This window comes from Streptomyces shenzhenensis (assembly GCF_003688995.1).
In the GTDB taxonomy this organism is placed as follows: domain Bacteria; phylum Actinomycetota; class Actinomycetes; order Streptomycetales; family Streptomycetaceae; genus Streptomyces; species Streptomyces shenzhenensis_A.
Window position 1 is genome coordinate 118,815 of the sequence record NZ_PENI01000023.1, and the last position, 12,784, is coordinate 131,598.

The window sequence follows — 12,784 nt, forward strand, 5'->3', positions numbered from 1 at the left end:
GGATAGATCAGGCCGACGATGGCCCAGACGCGACCGAGGCCCAGGGTGAACTCCATTCCCGTCGCGCGCAGCGCGGGCGGGTAGTGCGTGGCCATGCAGGCGACTACGAGGCTCTGTGTCCCCATCGACCCGACCCCGCAAGGACGGAGAGCAGGAGGAGCACAGGACGTGGCTGCTGGGTGCTCAGCGTCAGGAGGCCCACCGCGCCGACCAGGAACCCTCCGACGGTGACAGCCTGCAAATGCCCCATGTCTCCGAGCACGGACAGGCTGACGCTGCCGATGACGGCGCCGACGGTGAAGGCGATGGAGAACTCTAACGGCGAGCTGAGGTCGTATCCCGAGCGGATCATCACCGTCGGCAGCCACGTGCTGGTGCTGTAGATGAGAACGGAGGACATGAACGTGGCGAGGAACAGCACCAGCGTCGTCCAATGGAATGCGAACAGGTTATTTTCCGCCACGGCAAGGACCTGGAACGTGCCAGTCGACCGCCTGGCCTGCCGGGGTGTCGGTCGTCGGACGGGGCTCAGCCGACTCCCCATCGGGCCGCCTGCTCCGTCAGGAGGTCAGCCGCTTCCTTGACTGCTTCTACGTACCGCGGGAGCTCCTGGTCGGGCACCCTGTGAGAGAGGGCCGCAATGCTGATCGCCGCGATGACGCCACCGCCCTCTGCGCGCACCGGCGCGCCCACCCCCAGTACGTCCGCGTCGAGTTCACCGCGGGCGACTGCGTACCCCTGCTCTTTGATCTCGGCGAGCAGGGTGCGCAGTTCGTCGGGATCGGTGTGAGTGGCTTCGGTGAAGCGCGGCAGCGGCTGGGCGAGCAACTCGTCGATCTGCTCGGGCGGCGCCCAGGCCAGCAAGGTCAGAGCGGCGGCCCCGGCGTTGACGGGCAGCACCTGGCCTCGCTCGTACGACAGGCGAAGGGCGTTGCCGGCTTCTTCTCGCTCGAGGCAGACCACGGCGGAACCCGTGCGCCGGGTCAGAAGGGCGGGCACGCCGGTTCGCTCGACGAGTTCGCGCATGACCGGGCGGGCCAGGTCGGACAGGCCGACGCCCCTACGGGCCAGGCGGGCCAGATCCAGGACACGGGGCCCCAGCCGGAACCCCGAGCCCGACGCATTCTCTTCGAGGAACCCGTTGGAGGTGAGGCTCTGGAGATAGCGGTACGCCGTGGAACGGGCCACGCCGAGTTGTGATGCGACCTCTGTGGCCGAGAGTGCCAGACGCTCGTCGTCGAACATCAACAGGATGCGGCGATGGCGGAGATCGCGGACGAGGCTGGCGTGGGACGCGCGACGCTGTATCGGCACTTCCCGACGCGCGAGTCGCTGTTGCGGGGTGTGGCGAAGGTCGGGATCGCGGAACTCGCAGACGCCTTCGACGCCGCGCACCTCGAAGAGCTCCCGGCCGACCGGGCGATCGCCAGGATCATTGCCGTCTACCTGCGGGAGGGTGCCAAGTACGCCGCAGTGATTAGGTAGGCCGGTGACTACTGCGACCCGGGCGAAATCGAACGTACGATCAATCCTGTCTGGGATGCGCTCGCCCGTGGTGTCCGGGCCAAGCTCCTGCGTGACGACTTGCGTGTTGAGGCGGTGTTCGCCATGCTGTCCGCGATCGTGGACCGTGCCCTCTGGCTGGCGGCCGACGAAGTCGTGACGCCCGAGGAAGCCGCCGAGGCTGCCGTGACGATCTTCCTTGACGGCGCACGCAAGCTCGATTAGCACGTGTCGGCGCGACGCCATTGCTGCGGCACGCCGCTCTGCCTGGGACTGCCGGAATGTCGGGCCGACGGTCACCAGGCCGAGGCATCGTCAGCAGCTCGTGGTCGCGCCACAGTTTGACGGGGGTGGAATTCGGGTGCGGAGCCGACGGCAGAAGGTGCTCGTCGCGTTCGACGATGCGGGGCGGCTGATCGGAGCCGATGACGGTGACGACTTCAGGAGCGGCCCCCACGGAAACTCCTTGGCCCCTGGAACGTTGGAGACCGAGGGGATGCGGCTGGGCCGCCGTACACCGCGTGTGGACCGCCGGCCCCTCGGGGTGGCGATCCACACGCGGCGGTACGCGCTGACCTCGCCCGCCCTCAGGCGGGCACCGGGCTCGACCAGCCGAACGCGGCGAGATCGATTTCGGGGTGTACGGCCTTGCACGAGCCACAGGTGCGCGCGGCTTCATCGGCCGAGAACCTGGCGCACGCGGCCGCGTAGAAGCTGGACGGAGTCACGTCGTTGTCGTGCTCCCACTCGTAACGGTGCAGCTCGGTCTGGCAGTCCGGGCAGTACCAGACCGCACCCTGACGCCCAGCCTTGAGCGCCATGAAGCGGATCGCCGTGCCCGCCTCGACAGGGACGATCTGGTGCGGGGTGCCGGCCGGGACGTAGACGTGATCCCCGATCTTCATCCGGAACCGGTTCACCGAACTGTCGCGCAGGAGCACGTCGCTGCTGCCGGACATCTGGCTCAGGACGGTGTCCTTCTCGCAGACCAGGTGGAACGGCTGCGGCAACTCGTTGTGCGACAAGTAGAGCTGAGGGTCGGTGTCCGCAGGGAGCACGGCCGCATCGGCGTAGTTCCCCAGCTCGGGTGCGACCTTGAGTGCGTGGAGCATCCGTCGGCGGTTCGTCATCGGGAGACCTCCTGAAGTGCGGGCTGTCCGGCTTCCTGCAGTGCGCGGTACGCGGCATTCACCGCGGTGGTCTGGGTGACCGTCCGGTGCCAGCCCCAAGGGGCAGTTGTGAACGGCTTGTTGACGTGGCCGCACTCCTTGCAGGTGCGTCCGGCGTCGGAGTTGCGGATGTCGGCGAACCTGGAAGATCCGACGGTCGTCGGGAACTGCGAGACGCGGTCGTCATCGGCGCCACCGTGCCGGGTCGCGTCATAGCCGGGCAGGCCGGCCGGAGTCGCGTCGTACTCGTGCCGCACGATCTCGGCCTTGCACTCCTGGCAGCGGGCGATCATCGCCTCCGACTGGTCCCCCTCCTCTGCCTGGTGCTGGGTGACCACCATGAGCCCGTAGGCGCCCTCCTCCTTCTCGTCGCGGAGGTAGGAGTTGACTCCGTGCAGGTTCTGAGTCGCCATGATCTGTCCGGTAGCCATCACCGACCGGTGCGCGCCGTAGACGACGACGACTTCGTTCACGGTGTTCCAGTGGAAGAAGTGGCCGTAATCGGCGTCCGGACTGCCGATGAGAACTGCGCCGCAGGGCACGATCGCACCAGCATGGTCGTACGGGAACAGTGGCATCAGCTGTCCTGCGGACCTGGCCATGTGCTCGAAAACGTTGGTCTTGAGTGGTTCGCGGTCGGGGTCGGCCGGAGAGATCTGCTGGGTCTCTTCCAACGGGACCGACTCCGTGGTGGGCTCGCTCATGGCTGTCCCTCTCCTGGAAGTGTCGCGCCATGCGGAACGGTGATCGCTATTTTGGTACTAAAATCTGGAGCATGGCAAGCGCCGAGCGACAGCCAATCTGCCCCGGGGTGCCTGTGTGCGGTGCGGGTAGAGGCGGCGAAAGTGCAGGTCGCGAGGTGTGCGGACGCCGACGGCCGCCCCGGAAAACTCCGGGGCGGCCGTTGTGGCGGGCAGGGTCCGCGTCAGTTGATGCGCTCACCCAGCTCACGGGCGACGCGTACGGTCGCGGCTGCTGCGCTGTCGATCCAGTCGTCGTCGACGCGGGACTGGGGGGCCGTGGTGGCTATGGCGGCCCGTGCGTGCCCGTGCTTGTCCCGGACGACTGCCGCGACCGCGCTGACATCGGCCTCGCTCTCGGCGTTGTTGACGGCGTAGCCCAGGCGGCGGACGTCGGTCAGCTGCTTCTTGAGGTCCTCGCGCGTCTGTGGGGCGCGGGACGTCGGAGCCTGTAGGTCCTCCTCCGGATAGCGGGCTGCGAGCGCTTCGTCGTCGAGTTCGGCGAGCAGGGCCTTGCCGGCGGCTGTCGCGTGCGCGGGCAGAGTCCAGCCGGTCCGGCTTCCGGTGCGCACGACCTGATTGCTCTCGACGCTGTCGACATAGAGCACCTCGGCCCCGCGGAGGGTTGCCAGGTGAACCGTCTCGTCGGTCTCGTCGCGCAAGTGCACCAGGGCTCCGTGCGCGAGCGAGCGGATGTCCATGTTCGCGACGACCGACAGGCCGATGTCGACGAGCGCGGGGCCCGGCTTGTAGGCGCGGGAGAAGTCGTCCTGTGTCACGAAGCCGTGGTGGCTGAGCGTGGCGAGCATGCGGTGGACCGTCGACCGTGACAGGCCCATGTCGCGGGCGACTTGGTTCACGCGGATCATCTCGTGGTCCTGGAACATGCGCAGCATGCGCAACACGTTGTCGACGGCTCCGATCAGGCCCGCCGGGCGGCGTTCAGAGCTGGGCTCTTCGCTGTTGTTCGCCGTTTTTCGATCCACACAGAGCACAGTAGCGCAGAGATTTCCAGCCTCTACGCCCTTGCCATTACGTTCCTATGAACGGGACAGTGTTCTGTATCGTGACACATAGCAACGACGAGGGAGTCTTGCCATGCCTCTGTACCTGAGCCTTCACCAGGCCCCGGGCCTGTCGGTGGAGGAGATCGCGGGGAACGCGCCGGAGGTCGCCCAGCAGGTGCACGCGACCTTTCGGCAGCTGTATGTGAACACCGGCTCCGGGTTCATCGTCTCGGTCTACGAGGCCGACGACGCCAAGGCGTTGGAGGAGGAGTTCGAGCGGATCGGCTTCCCCTTCGACTCCATCAACGAGATCGACTTCACGCAGAACGCCGCGGAGTTGGCCGAGATGGTGCGGCAGGGTGATCATGTCTGAGGCACCCGCGCTGAAGCGTCCGGTCACCCTCCACCTCCGAGGCGACTGGGGGCAGGCCAACATGCACCGGATCTGCGGCTGGCTGGCCCAGGAGATGGGGGACCGAGCTCCGGAGGGCTCCCGTTTCGCCATCTGGAACGGTCGGGGAGGGATCGACCAGATCGAGGCGCTGCAGGTCGGAGAGGCCGACATCGCCATTGTCACGCCGACAGCCGCGGTGCGGATGCTGGAGCGTGCGGGGAAGATGGAGGGGCTGGCCTCGTTGGGTGTGATCGGTCAGCGCGACCGGCTCGTTGTCGCGGTCGACGCGTCCCTGCCCGTCACCACGGTGGCCGATCTTGCCTCCGTCGCCGACCAGTTGACCGTGGCGACCTCACTCGACGACGGTGTGAACCTCATCGGCCTGGCCGCGCACAAGGCGCTGCGTATCGCCGGCGTCGACCCCGAGAAGCTGTCGTTCTTCTACCACGAGCGTCCGTTCCCGCCGCTGGAGCAGTTCATCGAGGGCAAGGCGAACGTCCTCATCCACGAAGCGGTGATGACTCCGCGGTGGCAGCAGCTCGACCGTGTGCGGCCGGTCAAGTACCTGCCCTGGGGGGACAACGTACTCCAGGCCTTCGCAGCCGAGGGGTGGCAGGACGCCGTGGTGGAGGCGGGCTACTTTCCCGGCCTCACCGAGGATCTTCGCACGCTTGACTTCTCGGACTTCGCGATCCTGTGCCGAAAGGACATGGAGGACGACGTCGCCGCCCTGGCCACCTGGTGCATGGTGATGACGCGCCGGGCCCTGGAGGCCCAGTACGCACATCTGCCGGCCGATCACTCGCCGGTCACGTACCCGCTCGTCCCCGACGACATGGTGCGCTCCCCGCTGCCGTTGCATCCGGCCGCGGCCCGGGCGTACGAGGCACTGGGGGACCGCGAACTCTCCGACGGCGCCCCGCTCTGGAAATAGAGGAGGCGCGGCGCCGAGTGGCCCGGATTCCTCTCGGCGCATCAGCTGTCACGCCCTAACACCCCTGAGGAGTAAGCGTGATCGAGCTCAAGAACCTGGACCCCTCGGACGCGTTCCTGGCAGTGCTTCAGGCTCATCTCCGCGCAGTTGTACCGCGGAATCGGCGACAGCCACGTACTGACGAACGTGGCTGTCTGGGAGAATCTGACCTGCCTGCGCAACGCCTTCATGACCGAGAAGTTCCAGAGCACGCTGGCGCACTATCCCGACGGGGCGGCCGCCTACCCGGTCATCATGCGTAAGCAGGCCGTGCCGGCGGTGTGCGTCGGATGACCGTCGAGTCCGCGGACCGTTCGGGGCTCGGCTTCTTCGAACTCGACCCCGGTCAGGGGTGCGTGGCATGAGACGTGGTGGCTGTGCGGTGTCGGCGTCGCACAGCCACCACTGATGGAAGCGGAGCGGTCCGGGCACCAGGGTCGGCCTTTCGACAGGCGTCCGGCATGTCTCGTCAGGAGTGCGGCTGCGGCCTTGGTACGGGGGAAGGGCGCAGTCGCACTCCTAGTGGGGCCAGCGTGGTGTGACAGCCGGTCTTGAAGTCGGGGTAGACCTCCTCGACGCGGTCACGCTTGGTGTACATGTCCCAGTAGAGCGAGGCGAGGTCGACAGGGTCGACGACCGGGAATGCGGCCGTGGGCTCGGACGCGCCGGCCGCCTCCGCCGCTTCGCTTCCACCGATGAACGCGGCGACCGAGAGGGTGCCGGCGTAGATGCCAGACTCCGCGAGTTCGCCGTTGAGGGAGTAGAGCCAGTTTCGGGCGGCGGCCATCAGCGGGCCGACTCCGCTTGCATGGGGCCTCGGGTGGACCGCGGTGGCGCCGGTGGTCATCAGGAACGCGCCGTCGCCGCGCTCGGTCCACTCCGGCAGCTGCACCGCCTCCTCGCCGACCCGGCCCGCCGGGCCGCAGCCGCCTCAGCCAGCGCCGCCTGACCGCCCCCGCGGCCGCACGTCCGAAACGCCCGATTCCCCGACGAGGAGAGGGCGCACAGCAGCAGATCTCCGGGACGGGAATCACGCACGCCGCCCCCGGCACGTGCCTCCTACCCTGCTGCCAACCCCGGTTCCCCGGGGCCCGGCCCGTGAGAGGTGGTAGTCATGCGTCCCTACCACAAGAGCGTCCGCCCCATCTGGCCCGTGCACAAGGTGGCCTGACCCACCGAGCCGCCCCACCGAAGGCGGCCGCACCCCACCGGGGTCGGCCGCCTTCGTTCTTGCCGCCCCCACCGCCAGAGCCTCTCCAGGAAGACCCCGTCATGCCCACCGACGCCCCCCTGGGCACCCTCCTCACCGCGCCGGCCCGCACGGCGCGCTCCGTCGTCTGGATCCTCCTTGCGAGTTCCCTGGCTGTGAAGGCCGGCGGCTTCGCATGGGACTTCCTCTCCTACTACGTGGCCACCGGAACCGGACACGGCACCGCGGCCGCCGGCGGCGCGCTCACCGTCTTCGGCGTCGGCTGGTGCCTGGGGCAGGCCGGCAGCGGCTGGCTCACCGACGGGGTCGGACAGCACACCGCCCTGACCGTGCTAATGCTGCTGTCCGCCGCCGCGTGCTTCGCGCTCGCCCTGGTCCGCTCCCTGCCAGCCCTGCTGACGGTGTCGCCTTCCTGGGCATGACGATGGAGGCGCACCGCCCGGCGGTCTCCTCGGCGATCAACGACGCCATCGACTCCGACGCGGGACGCACCCGGGCCCAGGCGATGCTGTACTGGTCGGCGAACGTCGGCATCGCAGTCTGCGGTGGCGCCAGCGGCTACATCGCCCACCACCACGGCTACCGCGGCTTGTTCCTCGTCAACGGCCTGGTCTGCCTCGGTTTTACCCTCGTCGCCCGCCGTACCCTCTCGGCCCGGCCGCCGGCCGCCGAGCCGCAGGCCCACTCCTACCGGCAAGTACTCGCCGACCCCGCCCTGCGCTGGATCGGGCTGGCCGCCGTCTTCGCCATGGTCTGCGCCTGGGGCCTGGTGTCCGTACTGCCGCTGCTGATGACCTCGGACGGACTGCCGCCGTCCGCGTACGGCACGGCCATGATCGCCAACACCGTCAGCGTGCTGGTCCTGACTCCGCCGATGATGCGGGTGCTCGTCGGCCGCGGCGAGCAGCTGAAGTACCCGCTCGCTCCGATCCTCGCCGTCGGCTCAGCGATCCTTGGGCTGGGCATCACGCTGGCCGCCATGCAGCACACCACGATCGGCTACTCGATCGCCGCGGCGATCCTGGTCCCGGGGGAGATCTGCTACAGCGTCGCCGTCGGCGCGTTCATCTCCACCGCGGTGCCCGCCGGCGCCACCGGCCGCTACCAGGCCGTCCTCAGCGGGGCCGGTGCGATCGCCTCGCTGCCGCCGCTGGGGATCGCCCTGGCCCTCGACGCCGGAGGGCGCGTCCTGGTCGCCGTCCTGGCCTGCCGACCGCTGGCCCGCGCGCTGCGCTCCACCACCCGCCCGGCGCAGGCCGAGATCCGGGCCCTGGTCCCACAGGAGGCACCGTGACGTCGAAGTTCACCAACCTGCCCTAGCCCGACCCCAGCCGTCCCGGCGGCGAATCAGCGCCCGGCACAGGCCCGGACGCCGGACCGGGCGGCCCGGACACCGGCGCGGCGGGCGAGGAGGACAAGGCCAGAGAGGCCAGATGAAGGAACAGCGAAGAGGGGCCGGTTCCGCGTAACGCAGGACCGGCCCCCCTTCGGCCGTGGTTCAGTGGTCGGTGCAGACGTACGTCTTGATGCGGGGACTGCCCAGGGAGCCGACCTCCGCGGTGACCTCGCCGGTGTTCTCGCCCGCTGGCGGACGATGTTCGACCAGGCCATGGCCCGGATCGCGGGCCGGTTCCGACGAGTGGAACCCCGGCCACCGCCCGCGCGTATCTCCTCGGCCTGCTGTCGGGCGTCGCGCGATCGAGTCGGTGAACCCCCGCATCCGCCGGGCAGTAAAGGCCGGCGGACATTTTCCAAGCGAGCAAGCCGCGTTGAAGTGCGTCTACAGGGCGATCATGTCCCTCGATCCCACCGGCAAGGGCCAGGCCCGCTGGACCATGCGCTGGAAGACCGCACTGAACGCCTTCGACATCACCTTCGACGGCCGGCTCTCACGCTGGCACCGTCGGGGGCGCGGCGCCGTGGACGCGCTGAACAACTGGAACGTGGGCGTGTCCCGAATGCGGCATTGCTGGCGGTTTGCCCATGTCGCGAGCCGCTGAGATGCTACTCCGCCCACATGGTGCTGTTCACGTGCGCCGTGTCGTGGTGCTCGTGGTACTTACTGATCTTGTCGCCGCTCACGGCGAAGAGGAAGTGGTAGTGGTTGCGGTAGTCGCGCCCGTTCTTCAGCTTCAAGGTTGAGTACGCCTCCACGGCGATCCGGGGGCCCTGAATGGTCCATGCCGTCGGCGTGATGACCAGCGGGCCGTCCGTGATCGAGTCGAGCGGCTTGAGCATGGTGCGGAACTGCTCTTTGGTGATGTAGCCATCCCCTGGGGCCCCGCTCATCCACCATTCAACGTCGTCGGTGAGACAGTCCAGGAGCTGGTCCAACGGTTCCGTGTTGTCGCCTGCTCCCCATCGCCCCTGGCCGTAAAGGCCCAAGAAGTGCTCGACGATTGCCTTCTTCTGTGCATCGTCCATCAGATGTCTCCCTGTTCCGGTGGTTCGTGGCCGATGTGTAGAGCCCAGCGTGCAGGACCCCTGACTTGCGCGCAAATGATGATTGTGCACCCCAGGCATGCCGGATGGGAATGTCTCGGCTTAGGGTGGGAGTATGACCGGTGTGACACTTGTGGGGCTGCGGGTAGTGCGCGAGGTTGCTGCGACAGGCTCATTCAGCGAGGCGGCAGCTTCCCTCGGCTACACACAGTCGGCCGTCTCGCGACAGGTGAAGGCTGTCGAGTCCGCCCTGGGCGCGAATCTCTTCGAGCGGGGGGCGCGGGGGGTGACGCCCACGGAAGCCGGCTTGGCTTTCGTGCGCCACGCGGCGGATATTTTGTCGAGCCTCGACACCGCCCTCCGTGAAGTCAACGCGCTGCGTCAACACATCACGGGCTGTGTCGCGGTCGGCGCGATCTCGGCCGCAGCTCCTTCTCTGGTTTCCCGAGCTTTCGCGCAACTAGCCGACGAGCACCCGCATGTGACCGTTAGTTTCGTGGAGGACTCAACTCCCGGCCTTCTGCGGCAGCTCCGTTCAAACCGTTTGGACGTCGCCGTGGTGGGCGTGTGCGCCGGGCCCCAGGAGCATGATCTCGATGGGCTGCGCCAGGAAACGCTTCTGGAAGACGATCTGCGTGTTGCTCTGCCTTCACGTCACCCACTAGCTACCCGCTCCCTGGTGCGGGCCGACGAGCTGCGCCACGAGAGTTGGATCGTCGAAAGTGCTGTCGGCGATTCCCCGTATTACGGTGCCTGGCCCACCCTCGTTCAGCCGACAATTACCCATCAGGCGCGCGATTGGTCCACTCGCCTGGGAATGGTGGCTGCTGGTCTCGGCATTTGTCTGCTGCCAGGCATGACAGTCCCTTCCGCCCCAGCCGGAGTGACAATCGCGCGGGTCGAGGACCGCCACTGGCAGGGACACGCGACCATCGCTGTGACCAACGAACAGCGCTCCCCCGAGGCCGACGCGGCCGTCGCTGCTCTCAGACAACAAGCGTCTGACCTGCGTTAAGCGTTCCTGGCATACACACAATTGGTGTCCGGCCAGAGTCTTTCCGGCGACTTGTGGCGCTAGTACTCCAGTGCGGTTTCGTGATCTGTCCAGCAGGTTCGTCGGCGGACCGCCGTTTGTAGTGGCTGCGTCGGGCTGTTGCCTGGTGGCGTCTGCGCCAGTTTGACCAGTGCAGCAGCCTGGTTGCTGACAGGGACGGCGGGGTGAAGACGGCTGAGAACAGGTGGCGGATGGGTCTGGTGCACGATCGGGTGACATCTGAACTGGCTTGCCCTGTGGGACGGTCAGCTTGATCGGGTCGCTGCTGTGGGCGGGGTGGTGCGGATCTGCAGACGTGGTGGGTGCCGTGCTGGCTGCGAGGGCGGTCAGGAAGGCCAGGGCGAGCATGGCGAGGGTGATGTGCCGGTGCCATGAGGTCCAGTGCCTGACCTGGTAGTGGTCGAGTCCGACCTGGCCCTTGGCGGCCTGGAAGCATTCCTCGACACTCCAGCCGACACCGGCGACGCGGACGAATTCCGCAAGAGGAACCGCGGTGGGTGACCAGCACAGGTAGAAGGCGAGTTCTCCGGTGGTGCGGTTGCGGCGGATCAGGAGGTGGCGGTGTTCGTCGGTGCCGGTGTGGATCCAGGCCCAGTCGTAGTGGCGTGGGCCCTTCGCGCCGTTGCCCGCGCTGTGCCGCTGCCAGGTGGTGGCGGGCAGGCGTTCGGCGACGGTGTCCGCGCGGATGAGGGTGCGGCCGTGGTTGATCCGCACCCTCGTCGAGCAGGCGACGGCCATCACGTAGCCGGTCCCGCGTGCTTCCAGGGCGGCACGAAGCCGCGGGTCCTGTCCGTAGGCTTCGTCGCCGGTCACCCACCGTGCCTGCACCCCGGCGTCCAGCGCGGCGGCGATCATCTCCCGGGCCAGGCGGGGTTCGGTCTGGAACTGGACCGTTTCGGGTATCCCGGCAGCGTCGCGGCGCCCGGGATCGCCGCACCAGGAGTGCTCGGGCAGGTAGAGCCTGCGGTCGTTCAGTGCCCGGCCCCGGCTGGTGGCGTAGGCGAGGAAGACACCGACCTGGGCGTTCTCGATGCGCCCGGCGGTGCCGGTGTACTGCCGTTGCACGCCCGCCGAGGCGTGGCCCTTCTTCACGAAGCCGGTCTCGTCGACGATCAGCACGCCGCCATCGGCGCCGAGGTGTTCGACGGCGTAGGCACGCAGGTCGTCACGGACGGCATCGGCGTCCCAGCGGGCGTAGCGCAGCAGCCGCTGCATCGGTCCCGGCCGGGCCAGGCCGGCCTGTTCGGCCAGTTGCCGGCAGTTCTTCCGCTCCGCCTTCGACAGCAGCGCGAGCAGATAGGAGCGGGCACTCGCCCGGGGTTCAACTCGGCCGAAGCGACTCGCGATCCGGGTCATGACCTGGTCGAACATCGCCAGCCAGCGGGCAGGGTCTACGCCATGGCCCGCGGCCACCGCACGATCTTCAGGAGTCCACACAACCCCCGATGATCACGCGGTGGCCGTACCTGTTCCCAGCCGGGTCCGCGACAAGATCCCGAAATCAGACTGGAGTACTAGGTGCCGCGGCGAATGCACGTGATACGGCGTCTCCGCGCGGGCCCTTCGTGGAGGAGGTGCCCGATCTGGAGGCGGTCCGTCAGCCCTTCGTCTTGAAGATCTCCTGGGCGATCGCCACGACCTCGGGTCCGGCCTTCGCCACGGAGCCTGCGTCAAACGGTGGCTGGGGGTCGTATTCCATGATCAGCTGCATGGCCTCGGCGGTCTTCCGGTCGGTGAGGATCTCCGCAAGGCGCAGCGCCATGTCGATGCCGGCCGATACCCCGGCGGCCGTGACGATCCGCTGGTCCAGGTGCTCCACGAGTCGAGCCTCGGTGGGAACGGCGCCAAGGGCGGTGAGCTTGTCCAGGAAGGCCCAGTAGGTGGTGGCCTCCATGCCGGGCAGCAGGCCTGCGGCGGCCAGGATCAGAGCGCCGGAACAGACCGACGTGGTGAACCGGCTGGAGGAGTGGACCTTCCGCAACCAGTTCAGGAGCGCCTCGTCCTCCAGGTAGTCCAGGGCGCCCACGCCGCCGGGGACGATCACGACATCCGGGGACTGGACCTCGTCGAAGGACTTGTCTGCGGTCATGCCGAGGAAGCCGTTCTCCGTCCGGACCTCACCTCGCTGGTGGCTGACGAAGACGATCTCGGCCCCGGGGAGGCGCTGGAGGGTCTCGTAGGGCCCGACGGCGTCCAGCGCCGTGAACCGGTCGAACAGGACGATGGCGATCTGCATGATGGGGGCTCCTTGAACAAGAGGTGGTCAGAAGGCCTTGGTGGCCTGCCGCGAGA

At 68.0% G+C, this 12,784-nt stretch carries 14 protein-coding genes and 2 pseudogenes; 7 read left to right on the forward strand and 9 right to left on the reverse strand.

The window, feature by feature from the left end; genetic code table 11:
- Positions 1–103: 103 nt before the first annotated feature.
- The 5 genes from CTZ28_RS30280 to CTZ28_RS30300 all read right to left on the reverse strand — a co-directional run bounded on the left by CTZ28_RS30280 (position 104) and on the right by CTZ28_RS30300 (position 4,398).
- Entirely contained in the window at positions 104–544 is a 441-nt protein-coding gene (locus CTZ28_RS30280) for an MFS transporter (protein WP_121892897.1), read from the reverse strand.
- Positions 529–1,803 (reverse strand): IclR family transcriptional regulator, encoded by a 1,275-nt coding sequence (locus CTZ28_RS50000; protein ID WP_259471883.1) that lies wholly within the window; start codon positions 1,801–1,803, stop codon positions 529–531. The genes CTZ28_RS30280 and CTZ28_RS50000 overlap by 16 nt, the downstream gene beginning before the upstream one ends.
- A gap of 287 nt (positions 1,804–2,090) precedes the next feature.
- The gene (locus tag CTZ28_RS30290) at positions 2,091–2,633 is read right to left on the reverse strand and encodes a cupin domain-containing protein (protein WP_121892898.1); all 543 of its coding nucleotides are present in this window, start codon (positions 2,631–2,633) and stop codon (positions 2,091–2,093) included.
- Positions 2,630–3,376, reverse strand: a complete 747-nt coding sequence (locus CTZ28_RS30295) for a hypothetical protein (RefSeq protein ID WP_121892899.1) — start codon at positions 3,374–3,376, stop codon at positions 2,630–2,632. The genes CTZ28_RS30290 and CTZ28_RS30295 overlap by 4 nt, the downstream gene beginning before the upstream one ends.
- A 221-nt stretch (positions 3,377–3,597) precedes the next feature.
- Positions 3,598–4,398, reverse strand: a complete 801-nt coding sequence (locus CTZ28_RS30300) for an IclR family transcriptional regulator (protein ID WP_220795452.1) — start codon at positions 4,396–4,398, stop codon at positions 3,598–3,600.
- Positions 4,399–4,510: 112 nt separating this feature from the next.
- On the opposite strand from CTZ28_RS30300, the gene CTZ28_RS30305 reads away from it, so the two are divergent.
- The 3 genes from CTZ28_RS30305 to CTZ28_RS47295 all read left to right on the forward strand — a co-directional run bounded on the left by CTZ28_RS30305 (position 4,511) and on the right by CTZ28_RS47295 (position 6,080).
- Positions 4,511–4,792 carry a nickel-binding protein gene (locus CTZ28_RS30305; RefSeq protein WP_121892901.1) on the forward strand — a complete coding sequence of 94 codons (282 nt, stop codon included), beginning with the start codon at positions 4,511–4,513 and terminating at the stop codon, positions 4,790–4,792.
- Entirely contained in the window at positions 4,785–5,747 is a 963-nt protein-coding gene (locus tag CTZ28_RS30310) for a TAXI family TRAP transporter solute-binding subunit (protein ID WP_121892902.1), read from the forward strand. Before CTZ28_RS30305 ends, CTZ28_RS30310 begins: the two co-directional genes overlap by 8 nt.
- Positions 5,748–5,933: 186 nt before the next feature.
- Positions 5,934–6,080, forward strand: a complete 147-nt coding sequence (locus CTZ28_RS47295; RefSeq protein WP_183154664.1) for a hypothetical protein — start codon at positions 5,934–5,936, stop codon at positions 6,078–6,080.
- A 175-nt stretch (positions 6,081–6,255) separates the two neighbouring features.
- On the opposite strand, the gene CTZ28_RS30320 is transcribed toward CTZ28_RS47295, so the two are convergent.
- Positions 6,256–6,678 (reverse strand): SDR family oxidoreductase, encoded by a 423-nt coding sequence (locus tag CTZ28_RS30320; RefSeq protein WP_259471884.1) that lies wholly within the window; start codon positions 6,676–6,678, stop codon positions 6,256–6,258.
- 380 nt (positions 6,679–7,058) lie between these two features.
- On the opposite strand from CTZ28_RS30320, the gene CTZ28_RS48750 reads away from it, so the two are divergent.
- The 3 genes and pseudogenes from CTZ28_RS48750 to CTZ28_RS30330 form a co-directional block, all read left to right on the forward strand.
- Positions 7,059–7,418 (forward strand): hypothetical protein, encoded by a 360-nt coding sequence (locus CTZ28_RS48750; RefSeq protein ID WP_259471885.1) that lies wholly within the window; start codon positions 7,059–7,061, stop codon positions 7,416–7,418.
- On the forward strand, positions 7,415–8,290 hold the full coding sequence (locus CTZ28_RS30325; RefSeq protein ID WP_259471886.1) for an MFS transporter: 876 nt from the start codon (positions 7,415–7,417) through the stop codon (positions 8,288–8,290). The genes CTZ28_RS48750 and CTZ28_RS30325 overlap by 4 nt, the downstream gene beginning before the upstream one ends.
- 400 nt (positions 8,291–8,690) lie before the next feature.
- Positions 8,691–8,885, forward strand: a pseudogene (locus CTZ28_RS30330) (transposase); the annotation flags it as partial.
- A gap of 115 nt (positions 8,886–9,000) precedes the next feature.
- Here the strand turns inward: CTZ28_RS30330 and CTZ28_RS30335 are convergent.
- On the reverse strand, positions 9,001–9,420 hold the full coding sequence (locus CTZ28_RS30335; protein WP_121892904.1) for a nuclear transport factor 2 family protein: 420 nt from the start codon (positions 9,418–9,420) through the stop codon (positions 9,001–9,003).
- 133 nt (positions 9,421–9,553) lie between these two features.
- Here CTZ28_RS30335 and CTZ28_RS30340 point away from each other — a divergent pair, with 133 nt between their 5' ends.
- Positions 9,554–10,453 carry a LysR family transcriptional regulator gene (locus tag CTZ28_RS30340; protein WP_121892944.1) on the forward strand — a complete coding sequence of 300 codons (900 nt, stop codon included), beginning with the start codon at positions 9,554–9,556 and terminating at the stop codon, positions 10,451–10,453.
- A gap of 357 nt (positions 10,454–10,810) precedes the next feature.
- On the opposite strand, the pseudogene CTZ28_RS30345 reads toward CTZ28_RS30340, so the two are convergent.
- Positions 10,811–11,863, reverse strand: a pseudogene (locus tag CTZ28_RS30345) (IS701 family transposase); the annotation flags it as partial.
- A gap of 226 nt (positions 11,864–12,089) precedes the next feature.
- A complete protein-coding gene (locus CTZ28_RS30350; protein WP_121892905.1) occupies positions 12,090–12,728 on the reverse strand; it encodes a DJ-1/PfpI family protein in 639 nt (212 codons plus the stop codon).
- Positions 12,729–12,784 lie beyond the last annotated feature (56 nt).

Bases quoted from the DNA above. Each gene is read 5' to 3' on its own strand.
- CTZ28_RS30280 (WP_121892897.1), bottom strand. From the start codon at position 544: ATGGGGAGTCGGCTGAGCCCCGTCCGACGACCGACACCCCGGCAGGCC.
- CTZ28_RS30290 (WP_121892898.1), bottom strand. From the start codon at position 2,633: ATGACGAACCGCCGACGGATGCTCCACGCACTCAAGGTCGCACCCGAG.
- CTZ28_RS30295 (WP_121892899.1), bottom strand. From the start codon at position 3,376: ATGAGCGAGCCCACCACGGAGTCGGTCCCGTTGGAAGAGACCCAGCAG.
- CTZ28_RS30305 (WP_121892901.1), top strand. From the start codon at position 4,511: ATGCCTCTGTACCTGAGCCTTCACCAGGCCCCGGGCCTGTCGGTGGAG.
- CTZ28_RS30310 (WP_121892902.1), top strand. From the start codon at position 4,785: ATGTCTGAGGCACCCGCGCTGAAGCGTCCGGTCACCCTCCACCTCCGA.
- CTZ28_RS48750 (WP_259471885.1), top strand. From the start codon at position 7,059: ATGCCCACCGACGCCCCCCTGGGCACCCTCCTCACCGCGCCGGCCCGC.
- CTZ28_RS30325 (WP_259471886.1), top strand. From the start codon at position 7,415: ATGACGATGGAGGCGCACCGCCCGGCGGTCTCCTCGGCGATCAACGAC.
- CTZ28_RS30335 (WP_121892904.1), bottom strand. From the start codon at position 9,420: ATGGACGATGCACAGAAGAAGGCAATCGTCGAGCACTTCTTGGGCCTT.
- CTZ28_RS30340 (WP_121892944.1), top strand. From the start codon at position 9,554: ATGACCGGTGTGACACTTGTGGGGCTGCGGGTAGTGCGCGAGGTTGCT.
- CTZ28_RS30350 (WP_121892905.1), bottom strand. From the start codon at position 12,728: ATGCAGATCGCCATCGTCCTGTTCGACCGGTTCACGGCGCTGGACGCC.